The 21,363-nt window shown below is 31.9% G+C and carries 22 protein-coding genes and 1 pseudogene; 4 read left to right on the plus strand and 19 right to left on the minus strand.

The genetic code is table 11. The annotated features are described in order from the left end of the window. The first annotated feature begins 24 nt into the window (after positions 1–24). Together ABJD66_RS06155 and pbpC are read left to right on the plus strand one after the other, a co-directional pair. On the plus strand, positions 25–333 hold the full coding sequence (locus ABJD66_RS06155) for an antibiotic biosynthesis monooxygenase (RefSeq protein ID WP_100894595.1): 309 nt from the start codon (positions 25–27) through the stop codon (positions 331–333). Further along, positions 317–2,689: a penicillin-binding protein 1C gene (pbpC, locus tag ABJD66_RS06160; protein WP_348129399.1), complete on the plus strand. Its 2,373-nt coding sequence runs from the start codon at positions 317–319 to the stop codon at positions 2,687–2,689. The genes ABJD66_RS06155 and pbpC overlap by 17 nt, the downstream gene beginning before the upstream one ends. A gap of 29 nt (positions 2,690–2,718) precedes the next feature. Here the strand turns inward: pbpC and ABJD66_RS06165 are convergent, their stop codons facing one another. The 16 genes from ABJD66_RS06165 to ABJD66_RS06240 form a co-directional block, all read right to left on the minus strand. Further along, a complete protein-coding gene (locus tag ABJD66_RS06165) occupies positions 2,719–3,567 on the minus strand; it encodes a hypothetical protein (RefSeq protein WP_348129402.1) in 849 nt (282 codons plus the stop codon). Between the two features lie 12 nt (positions 3,568–3,579). Further along, positions 3,580–4,248, minus strand: coding sequence for a hypothetical protein (locus ABJD66_RS06170; protein WP_100894598.1), 669 nt, complete (start codon positions 4,246–4,248; stop codon positions 3,580–3,582). A gap of 132 nt (positions 4,249–4,380) precedes the next feature. Further along, positions 4,381–4,755 (minus strand): nuclear transport factor 2 family protein, encoded by a 375-nt coding sequence (locus ABJD66_RS06175; RefSeq protein ID WP_100894599.1) that lies wholly within the window; start codon positions 4,753–4,755, stop codon positions 4,381–4,383. A 106-nt stretch (positions 4,756–4,861) separates the two neighbouring features. Further along, positions 4,862–5,518, minus strand: a complete 657-nt coding sequence (locus tag ABJD66_RS06180; RefSeq protein WP_348129405.1) for a hypothetical protein — start codon at positions 5,516–5,518, stop codon at positions 4,862–4,864. Between the two features lie 46 nt (positions 5,519–5,564). Continuing rightward, entirely contained in the window at positions 5,565–6,023 is a 459-nt protein-coding gene (locus ABJD66_RS06185; protein WP_348129407.1) for a hypothetical protein, read from the minus strand. Positions 6,024–6,134: 111 nt separating this feature from the next. Beyond that, a complete protein-coding gene (locus ABJD66_RS06190; protein WP_348129410.1) occupies positions 6,135–6,593 on the minus strand; it encodes a hypothetical protein in 459 nt (152 codons plus the stop codon). Between the two features lie 29 nt (positions 6,594–6,622). After that, positions 6,623–8,713 carry a hypothetical protein gene (locus tag ABJD66_RS06195; RefSeq protein ID WP_348129413.1) on the minus strand — a complete coding sequence of 697 codons (2,091 nt, stop codon included), beginning with the start codon at positions 8,711–8,713 and terminating at the stop codon, positions 6,623–6,625. Positions 8,714–8,987: 274 nt separating this feature from the next. Next, positions 8,988–9,557 (minus strand): hypothetical protein, encoded by a 570-nt coding sequence (locus tag ABJD66_RS06200; RefSeq protein ID WP_348129416.1) that lies wholly within the window; start codon positions 9,555–9,557, stop codon positions 8,988–8,990. 27 nt (positions 9,558–9,584) lie between these two features. Then, positions 9,585–9,968: a DUF3037 domain-containing protein gene (locus tag ABJD66_RS06205; protein ID WP_348129418.1), complete on the minus strand. Its 384-nt coding sequence runs from the start codon at positions 9,966–9,968 to the stop codon at positions 9,585–9,587. Further along, positions 9,958–10,737: a HipA family kinase gene (locus ABJD66_RS06210; RefSeq protein WP_348129421.1), complete on the minus strand. Its 780-nt coding sequence runs from the start codon at positions 10,735–10,737 to the stop codon at positions 9,958–9,960. The genes ABJD66_RS06205 and ABJD66_RS06210 overlap by 11 nt, the downstream gene beginning before the upstream one ends. A 37-nt stretch (positions 10,738–10,774) precedes the next feature. Continuing rightward, the gene (locus ABJD66_RS06215) at positions 10,775–11,356 is read right to left on the minus strand and encodes a hypothetical protein (RefSeq protein ID WP_100894607.1); all 582 of its coding nucleotides are present in this window, start codon (positions 11,354–11,356) and stop codon (positions 10,775–10,777) included. Between the two features lie 9 nt (positions 11,357–11,365). Continuing rightward, positions 11,366–11,872, minus strand: a complete 507-nt coding sequence (locus tag ABJD66_RS06220) for a DUF2314 domain-containing protein (protein WP_100894608.1) — start codon at positions 11,870–11,872, stop codon at positions 11,366–11,368. 12 nt (positions 11,873–11,884) lie between these two features. Next, positions 11,885–12,301 carry an MFS transporter gene (locus ABJD66_RS06225; RefSeq protein WP_348129426.1) on the minus strand — a complete coding sequence of 139 codons (417 nt, stop codon included), beginning with the start codon at positions 12,299–12,301 and terminating at the stop codon, positions 11,885–11,887. 105 nt (positions 12,302–12,406) lie between these two features. After that, positions 12,407–12,985 carry a hypothetical protein gene (locus tag ABJD66_RS06230; RefSeq protein ID WP_348129429.1) on the minus strand — a complete coding sequence of 193 codons (579 nt, stop codon included), beginning with the start codon at positions 12,983–12,985 and terminating at the stop codon, positions 12,407–12,409. A gap of 66 nt (positions 12,986–13,051) precedes the next feature. Further along, entirely contained in the window at positions 13,052–13,759 is a 708-nt protein-coding gene (locus ABJD66_RS06235; RefSeq protein ID WP_348129432.1) for a hypothetical protein, read from the minus strand. A gap of 208 nt (positions 13,760–13,967) precedes the next feature. Further along, on the minus strand, positions 13,968–14,969 hold the full coding sequence (locus ABJD66_RS06240; protein ID WP_303541998.1) for an NAD(P)H-dependent glycerol-3-phosphate dehydrogenase: 1,002 nt from the start codon (positions 14,967–14,969) through the stop codon (positions 13,968–13,970). Positions 14,970–15,231: 262 nt separating this feature from the next. Here ABJD66_RS06240 and ABJD66_RS06245 point away from each other — a divergent pair, with 262 nt between their 5' ends. After that, positions 15,232–16,152: a nicotinic acid mononucleotide adenyltransferase gene (locus tag ABJD66_RS06245; RefSeq protein WP_348129435.1), complete on the plus strand. Its 921-nt coding sequence runs from the start codon at positions 15,232–15,234 to the stop codon at positions 16,150–16,152. Positions 16,153–16,226: 74 nt separating this feature from the next. Here the strand turns inward: ABJD66_RS06245 and mqo are convergent. Continuing rightward, positions 16,227–17,707: pseudogene (mqo, locus tag ABJD66_RS06250) on the minus strand (malate dehydrogenase (quinone)). A gap of 154 nt (positions 17,708–17,861) precedes the next feature. Here mqo and ABJD66_RS06255 point away from each other — a divergent pair. Beyond that, positions 17,862–19,430 (plus strand): SulP family inorganic anion transporter, encoded by a 1,569-nt coding sequence (locus ABJD66_RS06255; protein ID WP_303541995.1) that lies wholly within the window; start codon positions 17,862–17,864, stop codon positions 19,428–19,430. Positions 19,431–19,434: 4 nt separating this feature from the next. On the opposite strand, the gene ABJD66_RS06260 is transcribed toward ABJD66_RS06255, so the two are convergent. Both ABJD66_RS06260 and ABJD66_RS06265 read right to left on the minus strand, forming a co-directional pair. Further along, a complete protein-coding gene (locus ABJD66_RS06260; RefSeq protein WP_303541994.1) occupies positions 19,435–20,493 on the minus strand; it encodes an aldose epimerase family protein in 1,059 nt (352 codons plus the stop codon). Between the two features lie 21 nt (positions 20,494–20,514). Continuing rightward, on the minus strand, positions 20,515–21,279 hold the full coding sequence (locus tag ABJD66_RS06265) for an exodeoxyribonuclease III (protein WP_348129438.1): 765 nt from the start codon (positions 21,277–21,279) through the stop codon (positions 20,515–20,517). Positions 21,280–21,363: the final 84 nt, after the last annotated feature.

Below are 21,363 nucleotides of genomic sequence, written 5' to 3' on the forward strand. Positions count from 1 at the left end.
GTTGCTAAAGTAATTTTAATGATAATGATGAATACTACACCCTATTACGCAGTAATTTTTACATCAACCAAAATAGAAGAAGATAGCGGCTATAACCAAATGGCGACTCAAATGGAAGAACTGGCTAAAGAGCAAGCTGGTTTTATAGGTATAGAAAGCGCTAGAGAATCTGTAGGTATTACCGTAAGTTATTGGAGCAGTTTAGAAGCTATTGCCAACTGGAAAAAACAAACAGACCATAAATTAGCACAAGAAAAAGGTCGTAAAGAATGGTATACTTGGTTTAAAGTACGAATTTGTAAAGTAGAGCGCGAGTATGAGTTTTTTAAATAAACTAAAACATACGCGTGTTGGTAGGTTTTTGGCTAAGCATCCTAAAAAAAGTATAGTTGTAACAGTACTGCTTATTGCCTATTATTTTTGCTTGCCCAAGCAACTTTTTAAAGCGCCAACAGCAACCGTTGTAGAAAGTGCAGAAGGGGTGCTTTTAGGGGCGCAAATAGCTAGTGATGGTCAATGGCGTTTTCCGGAGGTGGATAGTATTCCAAAAAAGTTTGAGCATTGTTTACTACAGTTTGAAGATGCACATTTTTACAACCACGTTGGGTTTAATCCGGTTTCTATAGTAAAAGCTGTTGGGCAAAATATAAAAGCTGGTAAAACAGTACGTGGCGGTAGTACCATTACACAGCAAGTTATACGTTTAGCACGTAAAGGAAAGAGCAGGTCTTATGCAGAAAAACTGGTAGAACTTATTTGGGCTACTCGGTTAGAATTTAGAGAAAGCAAAGAAGAAATATTAAAAATGTATGCTAGCAACGCACCTTACGGAGGTAATGTGGTTGGGTTAGAAGTAGCTTCTTGGCGTTATTTTGGACTAAAATCTCATCAATTATCATGGGCAGAAACGGCAACTTTAGCTGTTTTGCCAAATGCACCTAGTTTAATATATCCTGGTAAAAACCAGCAACGTTTATTAGTAAAAAGAAACAAATTGCTACGTAAACTTTTAGATAAGGATATAATTGATGAAACAACATACAATTTAGCCTTATTAGAAGAGTTGCCTCAAAAGCCATATGCTTTGCCACAAACTGCTCAGCATTTAGTAACACACATATCAAAAAAACATAAAGGAGAACGTATAGTAAGTAGTATTAATGCGCCTTTGCAAACAAGTGTAAATGCTGTGGTTCAAAAACATTATTCGCACTTAAAACAGAACCAAGTTTTTAATGCAGCGGTTTTAGTTTTAGATGTACATACACGTAAAGTTATGGCGTATGTGGGTAATACAAAAACAGATAAAAATCACCAAAAAGATGTAGATATGGTACAAGCTACACGTAGTACTGGTAGTACCATAAAACCATTATTATATACTGCAATGTTAGATGCCGGTGAGTTGTTACCGGATATGCTAGTGGCAGACGTGCCTACGCAAATAGCCGGGTATTCGCCGCAAAATTTTAATGAAGATTTTAGTGGTGCTGTAGAGGCTAAAAAAGCATTGGCAAGGTCTTTAAATATACCTGCGGTTAGGTTGTTACAATCTTACGGATTACAGAAGTTTAGAGACCAGTTAGATTTGTTTAATTTAAAAGGAATAAACAAATCTGCAGATCATTACGGGTTAACACTAATTTTAGGAGGAGCAGAAAGTAGCTTGTGGGATTTATGTAAAACCTATGCATCTATGGCATCTACGGTAAATCATTTTAATGCAACCTCTAGTGAGTATTTTACAAAAGAATTTGCAGAACCTATTTTAAAGGCTAATGCAAAAGTAGATTTTGGAGAAAAATCTAACCAAAAAACAATTTTTGATGCAGCAAGTATTTACCTCACTTTTGAGGCAATGAAAGAGGTAAACAGACCAGAAGGACAAGAATCCTGGGAGTTTTATGACTCATCTAAGCAAATAGCTTGGAAAACCGGTACTAGTTTTGGAAACAAAGATGCTTGGGCAATTGGCGTTACAAAAGACCAAGTAGTTGGTGTTTGGGTTGGTAATGCAGATGGTGAGGGAAGACCAAATATAACAGGAGTTTCTAGTGCAGCACCTATTTTGTTTGATGTTTTTAACGTGTTACCCAAAACAAATTGGTTTTTGCAGCCATTAGATGAGTTTACAGAGGTAGATGTTTGTGCCAATAGTGGTTATTTAGCAACACCCAATTGTCCGGCTAAAAAAATAAACATACCTGCTAAGCAAAACTATGTAAAAGCTTGTCCGTACCATAAGCTAGTACATTTAGATGCTAAGCAACAGTTTCAGGTAAATACGTCTTGTGAGTTAGTAGAAAATATGGTTACAAAGCCTTGGTTTGTTTTGCCTCCATTACAAGAGTTTTATTATAAAAAAACCAATGTAACCTATAAAACGTTACCAGATTTTAGAGTAGATTGTAAAACGGAAAACGCCAAGGTAATGGAGTTTATTTATCCTAAAAGTGGCGCAAAAATAACCTTGCCTAAAAATTTTGAAGGAGAAACTAATGAGCTTGTTTTAAAATTAGCACATGCAAAATCTAAGACTAAAGTTTTTTGGTATTTAGATGATAGGTTTGTAAAGCAAACGACAACATTTCATGAAATAGCTATTTTGCCAAAACCAGGAGTACACAAAATTACTGTTGTAGATGAGGTTGGTAATGATGCTGTTATTTGGGTAACAATACTAGAGTAGTTGTAATTACTCTAGTATTGTAGTGAGTTTTATGGTAACAAAACACTTGCAATTTTAAATTTTAGTTCTTTTAAAGCTTGTTCGCTTTCTACTAAAATTTCTATAGTCCAATTAGGCTGCGCTTCTTCTTTTAAGCTAATACTAAGCTTATGTGAGCCATACTTACTACTGCCGTAATTCATTTTTTCACCATCAGCATTGTAAATTAAAATTTCAACAATTTTCTCGTCAGGATCTTCTACATAGAAAGACAATGCGTTTTCATTTCCAAAGCTTCCAAAACCATCAAAAAACTGTTTAAAAGCATCAACAGTTTCTGCCATACCTTCTGCTATTACTCCAGACTCTTTTAACTCTTTAAGCTTTTTTTGGTATTCTTTTTCATCTTTTTCTTTAAGTTTTTCTAAAGCAGCTTTGTCTACTAGGGTTACTTTAACGTCTTTGTATTTTTTACTAAGTAAATTTTTATTGTAGTAGTTAAGCGGATTTTTAATTACTACTTTCCCTCCATTAGCTTCTGTAGGACTAAAATATTTTAAAACACCTTCTATATTAACCAAATTAGTGGCTTTACGCGTTGGTGCTTCAAGCTTAAAATCTAGTTCGTTATTATTGCTATAGTCATCTCCAAAAAAACTTTCTTTTTTTTGTAATGAGCTGCCATCATCTGCAGATGCGCTAGTGATAGATTTTATTTTTACTTGGTTAAATTCATCAACCTTAATACCTTTAATTAAAGCGGTAAGTTCTACAAAACTTTTATCAGACTCTAAATGTCTTTCCTCTTTAATATCATTTACAAACAAATTTACATCTTGTGCTAATGTTAGCTTAGAGCATAATCCTAGGGCAATACAGATAAGAACTTTTTTTGTCATTTGTTGTTGTTTTTAAAATTGAATGGTAGAAAAATAAATGGTCTTTTTGTAACCCGCTGTATACAGTTTATTTCGTATTTTTTTATACTGCTGTACGTGTGTTGGTGTGTAAATAAAGTATGTAGGAATCTCTTGGCTATCTACTGTTAAAAACAAAGGTATTAATGCTTCAGTTTTGTTTTCTAATGGTAATTTATGCATTACCTTATATTCGCATTTTATGCCTTTTGTTTCATACTCCTTTGTTATTTCACTAATGGCAATAATAGCATCAACTCTAAGTTTACCAGACACATTAACTGCTGGCATATTTATATTTAGTTCATGGTTAATGTTGGTTTTAAAGGTAAGGTTTTCTTGTACTTGGTAAGCTTCTTGATACTGAAAAAATAAACCTTCGTCTAATAAATTATTTACTTTTTTGGTTCCTATTGCGCTTCTAATTAAAATAATTGGAGTAATAATTATAAAAATGATGATTGCTAAAATAAGACCTATTAAAGACGATATAATTGCTCGTCCGCTAAAGCAGCTTTTAAAAATTAGATCCCAGTAATTGGCAATGGAGTTTGTTTGAAAACAGTATTTAACTATTTTAATAATGTTTCCAGAATTGATAAAAAAATTAATAAGTAAAATAATGACACCTGCTACTAATAAGAGTACTCTTAGTCCGTCCATAAGGTTATAAATTTGGTTAAGGTTATTTGTTTTAAGCCTATACTTAAAACTGGTTAAAATTTATAACGGAGCTATTTTTGTAAAAGTACTTTTGTGTAGTTTTTTTAGCTATTATGCATAAAATTAGGAGTATTAGTACATTGTATTTGGGTTTTTAGATGCTTTGGGTATTTGCTGTATAGCATCCCAGTGTTCTACAATTTTGCCGTTCTGGTCAAATCTAAAAAAATCCATAGTAACGTATTGGTCGTTACCGGGCCACGTTTGGTGCGTGTGTAAAGCTACAAGGTTACCCTCTGTAATGGCTCTAACAAACTCAATGCTTTTGTCTGGGTATTCTGTCTGCATGCGCTCAAAATACGCTATAAAACCAGCGGTACCATTTTCTACGTCTGGGTTGTGTTGTATATACTGGTCACCAACATATAATTCTACCGCTTTTTTAGGGTTGCCCAAATATGCAGTTTTGTAAAATGCAATTGCTTTTTCTTTTAAGTTAAGGCTCATAGTTGCTTTTTATTTTAAAGGTACTAATTTTTAGTAGTAGTGCCTTTAACAATTATATGAGTGTTGCTTAAGAGTGATGTTTTACCGCACGCTATACTAAAATACTCTAGTTATTTATTTCTTGTGGCTTGCTAGAGTTTAGTATTAATTTTAGCGCATTTTTATATTTACTTTCTATACCAATTAAACCGTATGTTGTTTCTCCTTTTTTAAGTACAGTTCCGTTTATGCTGTAAGTTAACAGATCTTGTTTAAATTTTTTGTTAGCAGAACTTGCGGCAATCATATTGCCACCTGCAAGACCAGGCCCTATAGCTAAACCAATAGGAATAGAATTAGTGTTTTCTCGGGTATAGCCATTTCTAGTTGTTTCTGTACTAGTTGTGTACAAGTTTAATGGGGTTAAAAATAAATACCACAAATAAGAAGCCGGACTCTGTTTTAGAGATTTGTAAACATACTCGTTGTCCATAACATAAATCTCAGTGCCATTTGCCTGGGTTAATTTAACGTCTTCTCCAAAGACTAAATCTTTACTTGAATTGTTGGTAATTTTTACTGCTATAACTTTAATCCCTTTTTTTATTTCTTTTTTAGCATATTTCTTACTTAGTAAATTATATCTGTAATCAAATTTTATACTATCAGTTACATTTGTGCCTAAGTATCTCATAGAATTTAGCTCCAATGTTTTATAGCCAGAAGCACAACTTTCTAATAAAATAATTGATAATATTATTAGGAGTGTTTTAAAGAAATTCATTTTTTTTTGGTTGTAATTTTGGTTAGTTTTTTTGAGGGGTAAGGTCTTATTTTACTCTGGTATATTTTATAGTGTAATTTTCTATTTGGTTATTACCGTTAGAATCTTGGTATGTTTCAGAAAATGAAGCAGTGTGTATGTTGTTTTCCATAGAAAAAACAATGGTTCTTACTTCGTTAATATCTCCGTCATCAGATATAACTCTATATTCAGAATCTTTAATTTTTTCCCAACTTCCAGAGTTGTCTTCAAACTGTATACAACCACTAGTACTTTGTTGGTCTGGCTCCGAGTATAATTTTATTAGGTTTCCGTCTTGTAGGTACTCATCTGTATCTAAAGACTCACAAGAAGATAGTGTTACTTTAGTACCGTTTACAGACTTCTCTGTAATTTGCCATTTTCCTATTAAAAGCTCTATGTCTTTTTCGCTGTTAGTATCGTCGTCATTAGAACAGCCTATTATTGCAACTAAAGCAAATAGGTAAACAAAATTTTTTATCATAAGTCTTTACTATAAATACCTGTTTTAAGGTTTGTTATTTTGCAGGCGAATATAAGAAAAGACTTACTATTAATAAAAATATAATTGCAAGTATAATTAAGGTAGTTTTTATTACTTACTACGCATTGCCATATTTCTAAGATCTATAAGAGTTTGCTCTGCATCTTTACTCTCAAAAGAAAGTAGCGACCTATTATTCATTATTAGGTATTTTTCTTGACTTTTGTCTTCGTTTTGCATTTCTACCGTAGTGTATTTAGATCTTTTTAAATGAAAAGACTTTGGGTATCCTATTTTATCAAACGAGTAATGTTTAGCAGCTCTAAATTTCTTTTTTAACACTAGATTATCTCCAATAACACGTGCATCACAGATATACATAAATTGGTATACAATAAAACCAATAAGCGCTATAAAAACAGCAGCAGCTATAATCATCCCCATATGAAACTCTTGCTCTTGGGTAACATTTGCTAATACCGGAATCATTATTAGTATTACAATTGTGCCTAAGTACAAGCCAAGGTTGGTCCAGTTAGATGATAATTTTATTTCTGTGTTACTCGCCATTTTTTTCTTTTAAAGATATTACGTTTTTTTTAAATACTATGAAGATATTGATTACAATCTTCAACAATAAAATCTGGAATTAAATCATATTGATTAGGGTCTAGTTGACAAATTAATTCATTCTCTATGTGAAATGTCTCATTAATAAACTTTCTCAAAACACTAGGGATTTTATTAATTTTATCGTCATAAATGAGTCTGAATATATTTAACTTGGTGTAGTTGCTATCAGAGTTTAAATACAAAGATTTTAGGTATTCGGAATCGTTTAAGTTATTAAGAAGATGTTCGTAATCAAAACTTGTGATTGATTTTTTTATTTTTTGTACACCTAGATTAAAATCTTCTTCTGATAAGCTATCACTTTCTATTTCTTTTCTGTGGTCAGTACATTCGTTAATACTTCTTTTGTGAAATAAATTTGATAGTACTTCATACTCATTACCTAAGTCATCTAATATTTCATAATGTCTTCTCAGGTAAATTAATTTTATTAAATCGTCTAAATCTGAATTTAATGCTTTATTGCAAATTTGAGCAAATGACATTAAATTGTTTTTGTTTATTTTAGTTTCAGTTAATTGACCATTTTTATTAGATAAAAAACTAGAGCTAGAAAGATTATTAAATTCTTTAAGAACTTTGACTGTATCAATAACTGGATCCAAATCGTGAGTTAGCATAAGGACAGTTTTATTCAGGAGGCAATCGATACTTTTACCTCTAAATAACATATGCATTATTGCATATTTTTTACTTTTATCAAATGAAGAAATTGGATCGTCAAGTATTATTAAATCAGGATTTTTATGTAATGCTTCATACATAAATAGAACTAAAGAAAAAGCATTTTTTTCTCCAAAACTTAAGTACTGTTTGCCTCCATTAATTAAATTGGTTGATTCGGTATGTTTTAGAAGTAATTTGTAATTATCTGAATTACTAATTTCAATCTCAACAGTATATTTGTAACCAGCATTAGTTAAAAATGAATTAATACTTTTTCTATGTTTTTGAATGAGTTTCTTGACTAATCTTTTTTGTTTATTAATTTCTCCTTCAAGAATACCAACTTTTCGAAGAACAGTATCTAGGGAAGAATTCAAAGAATTTATAGCTTCATTAGTTTTAATTGAATTTAACCTATCAAATAAGTCTATATTGATTTTTAAGCTCTTTAATTTTTCTTCAGCTCTTTCTTCGCTAAAGCTAAGACGAGATATGTTTTTAAGAGTTCTTAATTTTGAGAGCAAATTATCAATTTGTTGTTTTACAACAATAATATAGTCCATTTCAGAGTCTTCCAATCCAGACTGTTTCTCAGTTATATTTTTGAGAGTGGAATTTGTACTATCTGAAAAATACTCACCTAGGTTTTGAATGGCTTCAATTATTACGTTGAAATTTTTTATTACACTTTTATTATAGAAAGTTGAGACTGATTTTATTGTTTCTTTTTTCTCAGTAGTGGGAGAGGTGCAATATGGACAGTCATCTGATATTTCAAGAAACTCTTCACCTTTATCTTGCCAGTCTAACCATTTTACACAACTTTTATCTTTAATTAATTTGCTGTATCCTTTTAAGGAATTAGGAATATGTTGAATTGTATTTCCGTTTTCAAGACCTTTGTAAAGTGCCGAACTTTTGGAAAGACCTGATTGTGTAGATTTAAAACTCTTAGATAAATTTTCTAAATCCAAAATCACTTTATCAAGTTCTTCATTTTCCGAATACACTTTTTTGATTTCGGAAAGTAGTTCCTCTATTTGATTGGTGTAGTTTTTAAACTCTTGATTTTCAATGAATATTTGGTAACTATTTGTGATTAATTCATCTTCTTTAAAAAGAAATTGATTTAAGTATTCTTCATTAAATATTAAAATACTTTCTATTTCTTCACTTGATTGAATTTCTGGAAATATTTCCGGTTCTGATTCTCTATGTTTAAAAGGTATTAACTCTTTTAACCTTTCCGGAGATTCAGTATTGTATTTTATAGCTCTTGTTAGTGTACTTTTTCCAGTTCCATTAATTCCAAATTTGATATTTAGTTTATTGTTTAATATTTTAATTTTCCCTTTATCAATATTGTTACAGTTTTTTATTTCTATTTCCATTTTTCACTAGTTGTTTTAGTTTATGATTTATTTCATTAATAAATTGTCATAGGCTGAAAAAGAACTCTTCAATTTACTCCCTTCTTTTTTATCAAAAAAACGGATTTCCGTAATTGGTATTCAATAATGTATAGTTTGCAGTTTTTTAAGGGTATTTGGTAGGTGTGTATTTGTGTGTGGCAATGTAAGTGGCTCTATTGCAAACAAAAACCTTTACTTTTTAGAGGTTTGTCTAAATAGTAAAGGCTTAATTTTTATGGTAAATTGGTAAAAGTTATTCTGTTTCTTCTACTTCTTTTAAAGAATAAATAATTTTAGACATATTATCCTTGTGTCTATCTTTTCTGTCTGCTAGTGTCCAAGAGAATATTTGGTAATAATCTTCTTTGCCTTGGTACAAACCTATGGCGTATACAATATCTAAACCGTCTATTTGCCCATTTATAAAAGCTGTTTTAGCAGGCATATTGTTTACTATAGTATCTGTTACTTTAGAGACTTTAGGGTTTACTATGGCCTCCTTAAAATTATCTGAAATTAGTTTGTAGTACCCGTTAATATCATTTTTGTACTCGCCTGTTACGTCTTCGTCAATTACCGGTTGTACGTCTATTATTGGCTCATGAATAGCTATAACATAAAACTCTCTTATTGCGTTTTGGTATTGTAAAGATGCATCATCATTTAAGTCTCTAGTTTTAGATAAAAAAGAAGGCAGTGTAAGCTCAAACTTATTTTCTACGGTTACTGTTTCATAACTGTCTTTTGCGCCACAAGAATATAGTAATAACGCTGTTGCTGCTAGTACTAACGTGTATTTAAGGCTGTTTTTTGTGTAAATCATAATATATGGTTTTGTTATTTAATGGTGTTATAAAACATAGGTGGCAAATAGTTTTTCTAAGGTTTCTTCTGGGTTATTGCATAAACCAGGGTGTGTTTTAGAGCTTTGTATAACGGTGCTCCTAGAGGCGGCTAACCACCTAAACCTGTCAGATAGCTCTAACTTACCAATTGGTCCGCCAGCGGGTTCACCTTTACAAACCAGTTCCCAGGCTTTTAGGTAATCTTGCAGCAAATTATAGTCTAGATCCTTACAAAAAGCCTCTAATTTGGTGCGGTCTATACGGTATTTTACACCTAAAAACTTTTTTCGTTTGCTAAATAAAATAACACCAATATTAAAAAACTCTTCGCGTTCTACTTTGGGTACAATGCGTATAACGGCATATTCAAACGTAACTTTATCTTGCATCTTTAGCTTCTTTTATAAGCGCGTCTACCATACCAAGTTTTGCATTTAAATACTTGGTGTAAGCAGCTCTCATTTGCGCAGGAGTTAAAGAATCGGTTTGGTTTATAAGCCAGTCTTCAGGTATATTATTGGTAATATCTTCTATAATTTGTGGTGTAATTTTGCTTGTAATTTCTTGTTTTGCGTACTCTAGCTCTGTAGCTTGTGGCAATAATACGTGGTCTTTTATTAAGGGAAAAGTTCTGGTTAGGTGGTTCTCCCACAAAGGCCAGTTGTGATGAAAATAAAAACTTGCACCATTGTCTATTACCCAAAGCTCTTGGTTCCAAATAAGTAAATTGGTGTTTTTTGCCGTACGGTCTATATTGCTAATAATACTGTCTAGTAGCACCACTTTAGAAGCGGTTTTTGCATCTACGGTAGTTACTAACGGATCAAAAGTTATAGCGCTAGATAAATAGTGTAGTCCTAAATTTAAACCAACGCTAAATTTTAGTAAATCCTGAATTTCTTCGTCTGGTTCTGTTTTGCTAAAAGAGTCGTCTAGGTTAGCAAATACCAATTCTGGTACTTTTAATCCAATAGCACGTGCAAGCTCGCCGCCAATAAACTCGGCAATAAGTGCTTTTGTGCCTTGGCCTGCGCCTCTAAATTTTAAAACATAAAGGAAATCGTCATCTGCCTTAACAATAGCAGGTAAAGAGCCACCTTCTCGTAAAGGTTGTACATATTGCACAACGTTTACGGTTCTAATGTCTAATTTGTTCATACATCTAAGGTACTAAAATTTACAAGTTGTACAGTTGTTATTTGCTTAGCAAACGTACTAATTGCGGTCTGTACAGATTGTCTTTTTCGTTTAAACCAATGGTGTTTAGTAAAAAATTAAAGTTTACAAAAAGCTCTGCATTTTCTTCATTATCCTCTAAAAATATTTTAAATCTGCTACTACCACTTTTGTAATCTACATCATCTTGATTAAGGTTAGCGCAAGTAAAAATTTGTTCTTGTTTTAAAGCATATTCTTTAGCAGGTAAATTGTATTTTTTACGCATAAAGTTTAATAATCTGTTGCTTTGCTCTCCAATAGAAGTAAATTTAATGCCATTATCTATAAACATATTTTTTGGCTCGCCATTTACAAAACCTGCTTTAATCTCTTTTTTTAAAGACACAAGCATACCAATGGTATCATTATCTACGGTAGCCTTAATGGTGTATTGGTAATAGTCTTTATCTTCTTTAGTGTTTGTAATAGTAAACGGAAAATCTATAAAACCATCTACCGCGTATAGGTTAGATAAATTGCTTACTTTTTGCTTTTCGTCTGTTTTACAACTTGCAATGGTTAGTAAAATAAGGGTTGTAATGGCTAGTATTTTTTTCATATTTTTTATTTATTCAAATTGCATTCCACTTTGTATGTCAAACTCTTTTTGTTCTTCAGTAGACATTTGGTCACGTAGCACCCTAATAGTGTATGCGCCTTTGGTAATATTTTGGTCAAAGTACATCCAGTCACTAATGTTAGACTCGTCTACATTAATAGTATCTCCTAATTTTACATTAATTTCATATAATGGTGTGTTACCAACAATACCTTTAAATTTTGAGCCGTCATAAGTTACATCTTGTATCCAAATATGTTCTGCACTACCATCTGAATCACTAAATTTTTGCTTTAGTGTAAAGCCATAGTAGTTTTTATTATTGCTTTGAATAGCTGTTTTAAAGATAGATAGAGTTTTGTTTGCTTTGGCAATAGCTTGGTTCATTGCAATGTTTTCATCTGCTATGTTAATTACGTCTGGCTCACCTTCACGTTCTATTTTAGAGGTTGAAGTTTCTTTGCAAGAACTAATTAAAAGTGTAAGAACAGCTGTAATAGTTAATATTTTTTTCATATTTAGTTTAAATTATTTTATACGTACGCTTTCAAAATCGTTTTTTATTTTGTCTAAAGTAGGACTTAAAAATACCATATACAGTATAATTAAAAGTCCAAAAAGCATAAAGTCTGGTTTAAGAAATAGGATGATAAAAGCAGCCCCCTCTAAAATTGCCCATCTTATAATTGATGCAGTTTGGTACACACCAAATTTGTCTTTAAGCTCTTTAATGTCCTTGGCTTGTTTTAGTGTGTTTTTAAACACAAAATTACTAGTAAAAACGGCAATTAGCGGTAATGCTAAAAATACGACTGAATAGGCATCTAAAGCAGGAACTTTAAAACTTTTTAAAGCAGTAATATCTCCTAAAGTAAAATAAATAAGAACTACCCCAAAGGTAATAGCTAAGTGAATAATTTTTAATGTTTTTATTTTCTGATCCATAATTTTATGTTACTTATTATAAGTCTTAGTTCTTAGTCTTTTTTTTCTCTTTTTTACACTCATTTTTCACCTCTAAAAAAAATCGTTTTGGCTTTAGCTCTTTATTTATTTAGGTAAAAATCTATTTGGATCTTCTTTTGCTTTGCGCTCCAGTTCTATTTGTTCTGCAGAACGTGTATTTGTATTAGTGGCAATTGGTTTTTTAGCTTCTTTAGGTTCTGCAGCTTTTTTACCTCCAAAAAACGAGAGTAAAATAAGTAGAGCTAAAACACCCCAAACAATACCAACGATGAGATCTGTGACAGATTTTCCTTTTTTATTCTCAGAGTTAATATCTGCCTGTGGGTCTTTAGAAACAATATTAGGATCTCCCTTTAAATAGTATAGTTTAAGTTGAGGGAAGTTTGGCAGCTTAGTTAACGAAATTTCATCGGTATAAGTACGCCCATCTACAGTAAATGTATAATTAAACGTGTATGTTTTTATAACCTTAGCCAAAGTGGTTTCTGTATACTCGTTAGATAGGTCTGCCATAACAAAAGTGTTATCGTCTAACATTTGTTGACGTTCTGCAATTTTATCTTTGTCTCCTTCGTAAATGTAATCGCTAACACAAGATTTTGCTAGTAAAGAAAATACAATAATAAATACAATTCTGTATAAAACAGATTTTACTTTTTTCATAGGTTTATTGGTCTTTAGTTATTTGTTTTGGTCTATTTTATAAGTCTCAAGTCTTGGCTCTCTTTTCTATGTTCTATTTTTCCCTTTAAAGGGTTTTGCCTCCTGGCTATTGCTCTTTATTCCCTGCTCATATTTACTTTTTATTTTAAAAAAACTTTGTTGTTTTAAGTAAACGCCTATAAAAAAACCAACTAAGGAAAGTCTTATTGTGAGATATACAAATGGACTAATTAAATTAATAATTTTTGTTAAATCGCCTCTTCTGTTTTCTAAAATATTGTCATTTATAGCGTAAATATAAGGTGATGGTAATTTAAAAATGATGAGTTCTAACAAGGTAAATACAAGATATGCAATTACAATATACAATGTAGTTTTTAAAAGTAATTTTCTGTTTGATGAAGCAATTAAAATAATAAGACCACTAATAAATGTTAGTAAGCCAAAGATATAATTGTTGTTTATTTTTAATAACGCACTTCCAAGAGTTATAATTCCAAGTATTAATAGCAAGTAAGCGCCATTTTTAAAAAAGTTTAATGCCTGTATGTAGTCATTAAATTTAAGAATAATATCTAGCCTACCTTTTTTTATGTCTTGTTCTTCTTTAGATAGATTATCAAATTTTTCTCCTGACGGATTAAATATTTGTTTTTCGACATCCTTTCTTAGTCTAGACTCATTTATAGACTCTAAAACAAGATTAGGAAAAATCCCTTTTTCTAATTGATCTTGTCCCTGTTTTATAAGTCGATTTTTATCTTCTAAAGACATTTAATGCGTATTGTTATTTTATGAATGATTACTGTTTCTAATTTTGGTCTTTTTTCTCTCCTCTATATTCTTTTCTCTTTAAAAAAATCGAAATAATTTCTTACAATTTATATAGTTTTTAGAAACGGACAAATAAAAAAGCTTGTTTTTATAGTAATTACAAAGAATTACTATAAGAACAAGCTTTGTAGAATTTAGCTAATGTTAACTAGTCTAGCTTATCTGTTAAGCCACTAAAAACTTTTTTAGGGTTTTTGCCATCGTATAAAATAGCATAAACCGCATCTATAATAGGAGTCTTAGATTTTTTGCTGTGTTTTTCATTAATCAGGTGTGCACTTTTAGTAGCGTAGTAACCTTCGGCAACCATACTCATTTCCATCATAGCACTTTTAACCGTGTACCCTTTGCCAATCATATTACCAAACATTCTGTTTCTACTAAAAACAGAATAGCCAGTAACTAGCAAATCACCAAGGTAGGCAGAGTTGTTAATGTTGCGTTTCATATGGTGTACACGTTTAATAAAACGTTTCATTTCTCTAATAGCATTACTCATAAGTACACTCTGAAAATTGTCTCCGTAACCCAAACCGTGAGCCATACCGGCAGCAATAGCATAAATATTTTTAAGAACGGCTGCATACTCGGTGCCAATAATATCGTCAGATGTTTTTGTTTTTATGTAATAGCTACTTAGGTTTTTAGCAACCAATTTAGCTTTTTTCTCATCTGCGCAAGCAATAGTTAAATAAGACAAACGCTCTAAGGCAACTTCCTCGGCATGGCAAGGACCAGCAATAACACCAATATTTTCTAGTGGTACATTATACGTTTGGTTAAAATGCTCACCAACAATTAAACCTGTTTCTGGCACAATACCTTTTATTGCAGAAAATACAATTTTCTCATCTAAAGAAACCGTTAGTTTTTCTAATTCTGTTACTAAAAAAGCAGAAGGTATTGCAAAAATTACAACATCTGCATTAGTAATAGCGGTATTAATATCTGCGGTTAGTGCTAATTGTTGTGGGTTAAATTCAACGGCACTTATATAATTAGGGTTGTGATTGTGTTCTTTTATATGCGCTATAGCATCTGTATTGCGCATATACCAATTTACTGTGCTAACATTTTCAGTAAGCATTTTTACAATTGCAGTAGCCCAGCTACCACCACCCAAAACAGCAAACTTTGTAGTATTCTTCATAAAATAAATTTAGTAGATCAAAAGTAGATAAAATTTAATTGAAAGCAGAAATTTTAAAGCCAGTATAGCATCAATTTAATAAAAAAATATAGCCCTGTTATTGTTGTAATTAAGGTAGATGTACTACTTTTTTTTGCCATATTATTTATTTCATTAATCTAAAAGTACAAAAAATTAAATTCATTAACTGTTGTATGTCAGTTATTTAGAAATTTTGGCACGCCCTTTGTTTTAAGCTAAACAGAACCAATACATTTTTATTATGAAAACGAAATTATTATTAGGACTACTGCTATTGGGAACCTTAGTTTCTTCATGTTATTCAGAAATTATAATTGAAGATGAGTTTTTAGAACCAGGATTTTCTGTAGAACACGCAATTCATAAATACGATTTATGGTATGTAGATATTAATGCTACACAAGGAAACGGAGAAGTGCCTTTTTTGCAACGTGCATTTACTATTACATTTAATAATGGCCGTTTGTATGCAAATAATAACATTGTCGGTATTGGTAAAACTGGTGGTGGTTACGGTATAGATGTTGGTAATTACGATGTTTTTAACGATGGTATACGTGTAAACCATAGTGTAGATGGTAGGTGGCCTTTAGAGGTTTATGTAGTAAATAACAATACTTTAGAGTTGTTAGATGTTAGTACAAACACATCATACTACTTAAGAGGATATAGACAAAGTACGTTTGATTATGATTATGTTTTTTATGATAATTTAAAATACTTTTTACAAGAGTACAACGCTTGGGAAAAAACATATACAAGTAAAGAAGGGGCTATAAATGATTTTGATGCGGAGAATTTTTTACAATTTTTTGCTGATGGTAATGCCGATGTTTTTAGGTCTTCTATAGACAATAATGGTACTAGACCAAGAAACTTACAGTGGGATTATGAAGGGGTGTATAAAGTGTTTGATGTTGATGGTGATGAAACCTTAAAGTTACTAGAGTTAGACTATGATTTTATGGGTGATGATTATTTTGAGTTTTATGTGATTAACGATAGTACAATAGAGTTATATCATCCAGATTCTGGCACGGTTTATGAGTTTACAGGAGTAGGTTATACAGAGTATTTAAAAGGAGATGCATCTGTAACAGATAAAAAAAGAACGAAGTCTACAAACAGTGTAAAAACAGTGAAGAGACAACGCAAAAGATAGAAGAATTTTAGGTTGGTTATTAGTTGTAAAACCGTCTTAAACAGTGGTATGTTTAAGGCGGTTTTTTTGTGTTTTTAATTGTCTTCTAATTTTAAAATTGAAGTAGTATAATTTCTTGTGCTAATACATAGTTTTTCATCTGTAATTAAGGAGTGCCCTAAAGACGGAATCATTTCTGTTAATTTTTGTTGCCAAGCTTTAGATTTTACCTGCATAGGAAAACATTGGTTTAATACAGATAACATAATAGACACAGAGGTAGATGCACCAGGTGAGGCTCCAAGCAAAGCAGCTAATGTGTTGTTTTTGTTGGTTACAATCTCGGTTCCAAATTTAAGTACACCACCTTCTTTGGCATCCTTTTTTATAATTTGTACACGTTGCCCAGCTGTAATAAGTTCCCAGTCTTCAATTTTAGCATTTGGGTAGTATTTTTCTAATGCTTTAAAACGTTCTTCTGGCGACTGTACAACTTGTTCTATTAAGTATTTAGTAAGCGATATATTGTGTAAACCTGCCCTAAGCATAGGAAAAATATTATGTGCATCTATAGACAGTGGCAAATCAAAATAAGAACCATTTTTTAAAAATTTAGTAGAAAAACCAGCATACGGACCAAAAAGTAACGAGCGCTCGCCGTTTAACATTCTAGTATCTAAATGCGGAACAGACATTGGTGGCGCACCAACTTCTGCCATACCATAAACTTTGGCTTCGTGTTGTAAAATAACTTTAGGGTTGTTGCACTTTAAAAACTGTCCGCTTACAGGAAAACCACCGTAACCATCTGCTTCTGGAATATCAGATTTCTCTAGTAATTTTAAAGCGCCACCACCAGCACCTATAAATACAAAATTACTCTCTATAGTTTTTTCTTTATCTGTATGTAAATCTTTAACCTCTATTTCCCAAGTGCCATCTTTTTTATCATCTATATCTTCTACTTGGTGACCTAAAAACACTTCTACACCATCGCAAGACTGTAAATAGGCAATCATACCTCTAGTAATAGTTCCAAAATTTACATCTGTACCAATAGGCATTCTTGTGGCACCAATAGTTTGGTCTTTATTGCGCCCTGTCATCATTAACGGAACCCATTCTTTAATTTGGTCGTAATTTTCAGAATGTAACATATCTTTAAAAATAGGATATGCTGTAAGTGCTTTGTGTCTTTTTCTTAAGAAGTTTAAATTTTCATCACCCCAAACAAAACTCATATGGTCAATGTCATTAATAAAAGCATCTTCTGCAGGTAGTAAATTGTTTTTTACTAAATATGCCCAAAGTTGTTTAGATACTTCAAAGGATTCACTAATTTTTAATGCTTTAGAAATATCTATATCGCCTTGCTCATTTTCTGGTTGTAGTTTAATTCACAAAAAGCAGAGTGTCCTGTGCCTGCATTGTTCCAAGCATCAGAGCTTTCTGCGCCTACTTTATCTAAACGTTCATAAATAGCTATTTTTGCATCTGGTATTAGTTGTTTTAATAAAACGCCAAGCGTTGCGCTCATTATACCAGCTCCTATAAGTGTAAAGTCTTGTTTTGCCATTATGTAGATGTGTTTACTACAAAGCTAAGAAACGTTTTGTTAGCGTGTAGTGTTAGATTTTTATAATTTTAAGATGTGTTTTTTAGTTTTATATAGTTTATTTCTCTAAAAGCTCAATAAAGACTATTTTTGCGCCCTTAATTTATAAGCTAAAATGAAAAAGTATTTAAATTTATTCGATTTCCAGCAGAAGGTAGATTATAAAAATGAAATTTTAGCAGGATTAACGGTGGCAATGACAATGATTCCAGAATCATTAATGTTTGCTATTCTTGCAGGATTTTCGCCTTTAGTAGGTTTGTACGGTGCTTTTATTATGGGACTGGTTACAGCAATATTTGGTGGTAGACCAGGATTAATTTCTGGAGGAGCTGGTGCAACAGTAGTAGTTCTTATGGCATTAATGAACTCGCACGGCTTAGAATATGTTTTTGCGGCAGTTGCTATGGCAGGTGTTTTTCAGCTAATAGTTGGTCTTTTAAAACTTGGTAAATTTATACGTTTGGTGCCTCAACCCGTAATGTTTGGGTTTGTAAACGGTTTGGCTATTATTATTTTTATGGCACAAATGGACCAATTTAAAATTGGTGTTGGTGATGCTGCAGTTTGGTTAACAGGCGAAACATTGTATACTATGGTAGGCTTGGTACTGTTTACAATTGCAATAATTGTTTTTGTTCCTAAACTTACCAAAGCAGTTCCGGCTTCTTTAATAGGAATTATCGTTGTTTTTTTAGTTGTGTATTTTTTAAATATAGAAACAAAGCAAGTCGTAGATATTATTAATCAAGATACTTTACCGGGAGAACCATTAAAGTCGCTTAGTGGTACATTACCTTCTTTTCATATACCAACTATTCCGTTTACATTAGAAGCCTTTAAAATTATTTTACCATACGGATTAATAATGGCTGCTGTAGGTTTAACAGAAGGCTTACTTACGTTAAACTTAGTAGATGAAATTACAGGTACAAAAGGAAACAGTAATAGAGAGTGCGTAGCACAAGGAGGCGCAAATATTTTAAATGGCTTTTTTGGTGGTATGGGTGGTTGTCCAATGATTGCTCAAACTTTGGTTAACCTATCTGCAGGTTCAAGAGCTAGATTATCTGGTATAATTGCAGCGTTAACTATATTGGTAATTATATTGTTTGGAGCACCAGTAATAGAACTTGTACCTATAGCTGCATTGGTAGGTGTTATGGTAATGGTTGCAGTAGGTACTTTTGAGTGGGCAAGTTTTAGAGCCTTAAAAAGAATGCCTAAACCAGATATTTTTGTAATGATATTGGTAACTTTAATTACTGTGGTTTTACACAACTTAGCATTAGCCGTATTAATAGGTGTTATTATTTCTGCATTGGTATTTGCTTGGGAAAGTGCTAAAAGAATTAGGGCTAGAAAATATGTAGATGAAGCAGGGGTAAAACACTATGAGATTTACGGACCTTTATTTTTTGGCTCTGTAACTGCTTTTAATGAAAAGTTTGATGTAGCAAATGATCCTGAAGAAGTAATTATTGACTTTAAAGAAAGTAAAGTTTCAGATATGTCTGCAATTGAAGCTTTAAACAAAATTACCGAACGCTATGCCAAAGTAGGTAAAAAGGTACACTTAAAACACCTTAGTAAGGATTGTAGAGTGTTGTTAAACAATGCAGATAAAATAATTGAAGTTAACGTATTAGAAGACCCTACATACAAAGTAGTAGGAAACAAATAAGTTTTTATTCTGTAGTAAATTTATACAAAGTTACACTGTGGTATTCTTCTTTTGGATGTAGTATCACAGTTGGAAACTGTGGTTTATTAGGGCTGTCAGGATAATGCTGTGTCTCTAAGCAAAAAGCAGCTCGTGGATGGTATTTTTTTCCAGATTTGCCTACTAAATCATCACCAATAAAGTTGCCTGTATACAATTGCACTCCTGGTTCCGTAGTGTACACATCCATAGTAATACCTGTTGTAGCTTCTTTTGCCGTTGCAGCCAAATTTAAAGTTGTGTTTTGGTCTATAACATAATTGTGATCATAACCATTGCCAATAATTAGTTGCTCATGATCTTCATTAATATCTTTACCAATAGCTTTTTCTTTTCTAAAATCTAAAGGAGTATCATAAACAGATGTTAGCTCGCCAGTAGGTATACAAGTCTTGTCTATACTTGTAAAAGAAGATGCATTAATTTGTAGTGTATGGTCTAAAATATCACCATTACCTTCACCTTTTAAATTAAAATAAGAGTGGTTTGTTAAGTTAACTACAGTGGTTTTATCTGTAATAGCCCAATATTTAATTTTTAAAGCATTTTTATCTGTTAAGTGATATTGCACTTTTACAGCTAAAGTACCAGGGAAACCTTCTTCCATGTCTGCAGAAACATAGGTTAGTTCTAGTGTATCTTCAGTAGGTTGTTTTGCATCCCAAACAACAGCGTCAAAACCAGTTGTGCCACCGTGTAAATGATTTTCGCCGTTATTAACAGCTAAATTGTATATTTTGTTATCTAGAGTAAAGCTCCCTTTAGCAATTCTGTTTGCATACCTGCCAACAATACTACCAAAGTAGGCATTTGGATTGGTTTGGTACTCGTGCAAAGATTTATATCCTAAAACAACATCTTTAAAATTACTGTTTTTGTCTTTTACCCATAATGAGACTAAAGTGCCACCATAATTTGTTATTTGAGCAATAGAACCTTGTGTGTTTTTTAGCGTAAAAAGCGATACTCTTTTTCCGTTAATTAAAGATTCAAAATCTTTTGGGTTTAGGAGTTGTGGTGTCATTAGTAAATTGGTTTTTAGTGTTTATTTTTTTAGCTCTACTAAAATTGGACAATGGTCACTGTGTTTAGCTTCCTTTAAAATAACAGCTCTTTTTAAGCGATTTTCAAGGGTTTTACTCACCATAGCATAATCTAGTCGCCAACCTTTGTTATTATTTCTTGCGTTAGCTCTATAGCTCCACCAAGAGTAGTTGTGTGGCTCTTTATTAAAATGCCTAAAACTATCTATAAATCCGCTCTCCATAAAATTCCCAATCCACTCGCGTTCTACAGGTAAAAATCCAGATACGTTTTTGTTGCGCACAGGATCGTGTATGTCTATTGCCTCATGGCATATATTATAATCTCCCAATACAATAATATTAGGTTTGTCTTTTTTTAAGTCATTAATATAGGTCTGAAAATCGTCCATATATTTTAACTTAAAATCTAAGCGAGCTAAGTTTGTGCCAGATGGTAAATACATACTCATTATAGAAACGTCTCCAAAATCTGCTCTAATATTACGCCCTTCAAAATCCATATAATCTATTCCTGTACCGTACTCTATATGGTTTGGCTCTGTTTTAGATAATATTGCAACACCGCTATAGCCTTTTTTTTGAGCACTATACCAGTAATTGTAGCTATAACCAGCTTCTTCAAATAAAGACAAATCTAACTGTTCTTTTAAGGCTTTTATTTCCTGAAGGCATATAACGTCTGGGTCTGTAGCGGTAAGCCAATCTATAAAACCTTTATTAATTGCTGCGCGAATACCATTAACGTTATAGGATACTATTTTCATTATATAGAATTAAAAAGTTAAAAATAGAAAAAACAAAGGGTTCTATGAAAAATGAATGAGAGAGATTCTTACAAAAAGTTCTAT

It is taken from the genome of Cellulophaga sp. (assembly GCF_039943695.1).
Lineage (GTDB): Bacteria > Bacteroidota > Bacteroidia > Flavobacteriales > Flavobacteriaceae > Cellulophaga.

Excerpts from the sequence above, each read along its gene's own strand:
- ABJD66_RS06155 (WP_100894595.1), top strand. The coding sequence starts at position 25 with ATGATGAATACTACACCCTATTACGCAGTAATTTTTACATCAACCAAA.
- pbpC (WP_348129399.1), top strand. The coding sequence starts at position 317 with ATGAGTTTTTTAAATAAACTAAAACATACGCGTGTTGGTAGGTTTTTG.
- ABJD66_RS06165 (WP_348129402.1), bottom strand. The coding sequence starts at position 3,567 with ATGACAAAAAAAGTTCTTATCTGTATTGCCCTAGGATTATGCTCTAAG.
- ABJD66_RS06170 (WP_100894598.1), bottom strand. The coding sequence starts at position 4,248 with ATGGACGGACTAAGAGTACTCTTATTAGTAGCAGGTGTCATTATTTTA.
- ABJD66_RS06175 (WP_100894599.1), bottom strand. The coding sequence starts at position 4,755 with ATGAGCCTTAACTTAAAAGAAAAAGCAATTGCATTTTACAAAACTGCA.
- ABJD66_RS06180 (WP_348129405.1), bottom strand. The coding sequence starts at position 5,518 with ATGAATTTCTTTAAAACACTCCTAATAATATTATCAATTATTTTATTA.
- ABJD66_RS06185 (WP_348129407.1), bottom strand. The coding sequence starts at position 6,023 with ATGATAAAAAATTTTGTTTACCTATTTGCTTTAGTTGCAATAATAGGC.
- ABJD66_RS06190 (WP_348129410.1), bottom strand. The coding sequence starts at position 6,593 with ATGGCGAGTAACACAGAAATAAAATTATCATCTAACTGGACCAACCTT.
- ABJD66_RS06195 (WP_348129413.1), bottom strand. The coding sequence starts at position 8,713 with ATGGAAATAGAAATAAAAAACTGTAACAATATTGATAAAGGGAAAATT.
- ABJD66_RS06200 (WP_348129416.1), bottom strand. The coding sequence starts at position 9,557 with ATGATTTACACAAAAAACAGCCTTAAATACACGTTAGTACTAGCAGCA.
- ABJD66_RS06205 (WP_348129418.1), bottom strand. The coding sequence starts at position 9,968 with ATGCAAGATAAAGTTACGTTTGAATATGCCGTTATACGCATTGTACCC.
- ABJD66_RS06210 (WP_348129421.1), bottom strand. The coding sequence starts at position 10,737 with ATGAACAAATTAGACATTAGAACCGTAAACGTTGTGCAATATGTACAA.
- ABJD66_RS06215 (WP_100894607.1), bottom strand. The coding sequence starts at position 11,356 with ATGAAAAAAATACTAGCCATTACAACCCTTATTTTACTAACCATTGCA.
- ABJD66_RS06220 (WP_100894608.1), bottom strand. The coding sequence starts at position 11,872 with ATGAAAAAAATATTAACTATTACAGCTGTTCTTACACTTTTAATTAGT.
- ABJD66_RS06225 (WP_348129426.1), bottom strand. The coding sequence starts at position 12,301 with ATGGATCAGAAAATAAAAACATTAAAAATTATTCACTTAGCTATTACC.
- ABJD66_RS06230 (WP_348129429.1), bottom strand. The coding sequence starts at position 12,985 with ATGAAAAAAGTAAAATCTGTTTTATACAGAATTGTATTTATTATTGTA.
- ABJD66_RS06235 (WP_348129432.1), bottom strand. The coding sequence starts at position 13,759 with ATGTCTTTAGAAGATAAAAATCGACTTATAAAACAGGGACAAGATCAA.
- ABJD66_RS06240 (WP_303541998.1), bottom strand. The coding sequence starts at position 14,969 with ATGAAGAATACTACAAAGTTTGCTGTTTTGGGTGGTGGTAGCTGGGCT.
- ABJD66_RS06245 (WP_348129435.1), top strand. The coding sequence starts at position 15,232 with ATGAAAACGAAATTATTATTAGGACTACTGCTATTGGGAACCTTAGTT.
- ABJD66_RS06255 (WP_303541995.1), top strand. The coding sequence starts at position 17,862 with ATGAAAAAGTATTTAAATTTATTCGATTTCCAGCAGAAGGTAGATTAT.
- ABJD66_RS06260 (WP_303541994.1), bottom strand. The coding sequence starts at position 20,493 with ATGACACCACAACTCCTAAACCCAAAAGATTTTGAATCTTTAATTAAC.
- ABJD66_RS06265 (WP_348129438.1), bottom strand. The coding sequence starts at position 21,279 with ATGAAAATAGTATCCTATAACGTTAATGGTATTCGCGCAGCAATTAAT.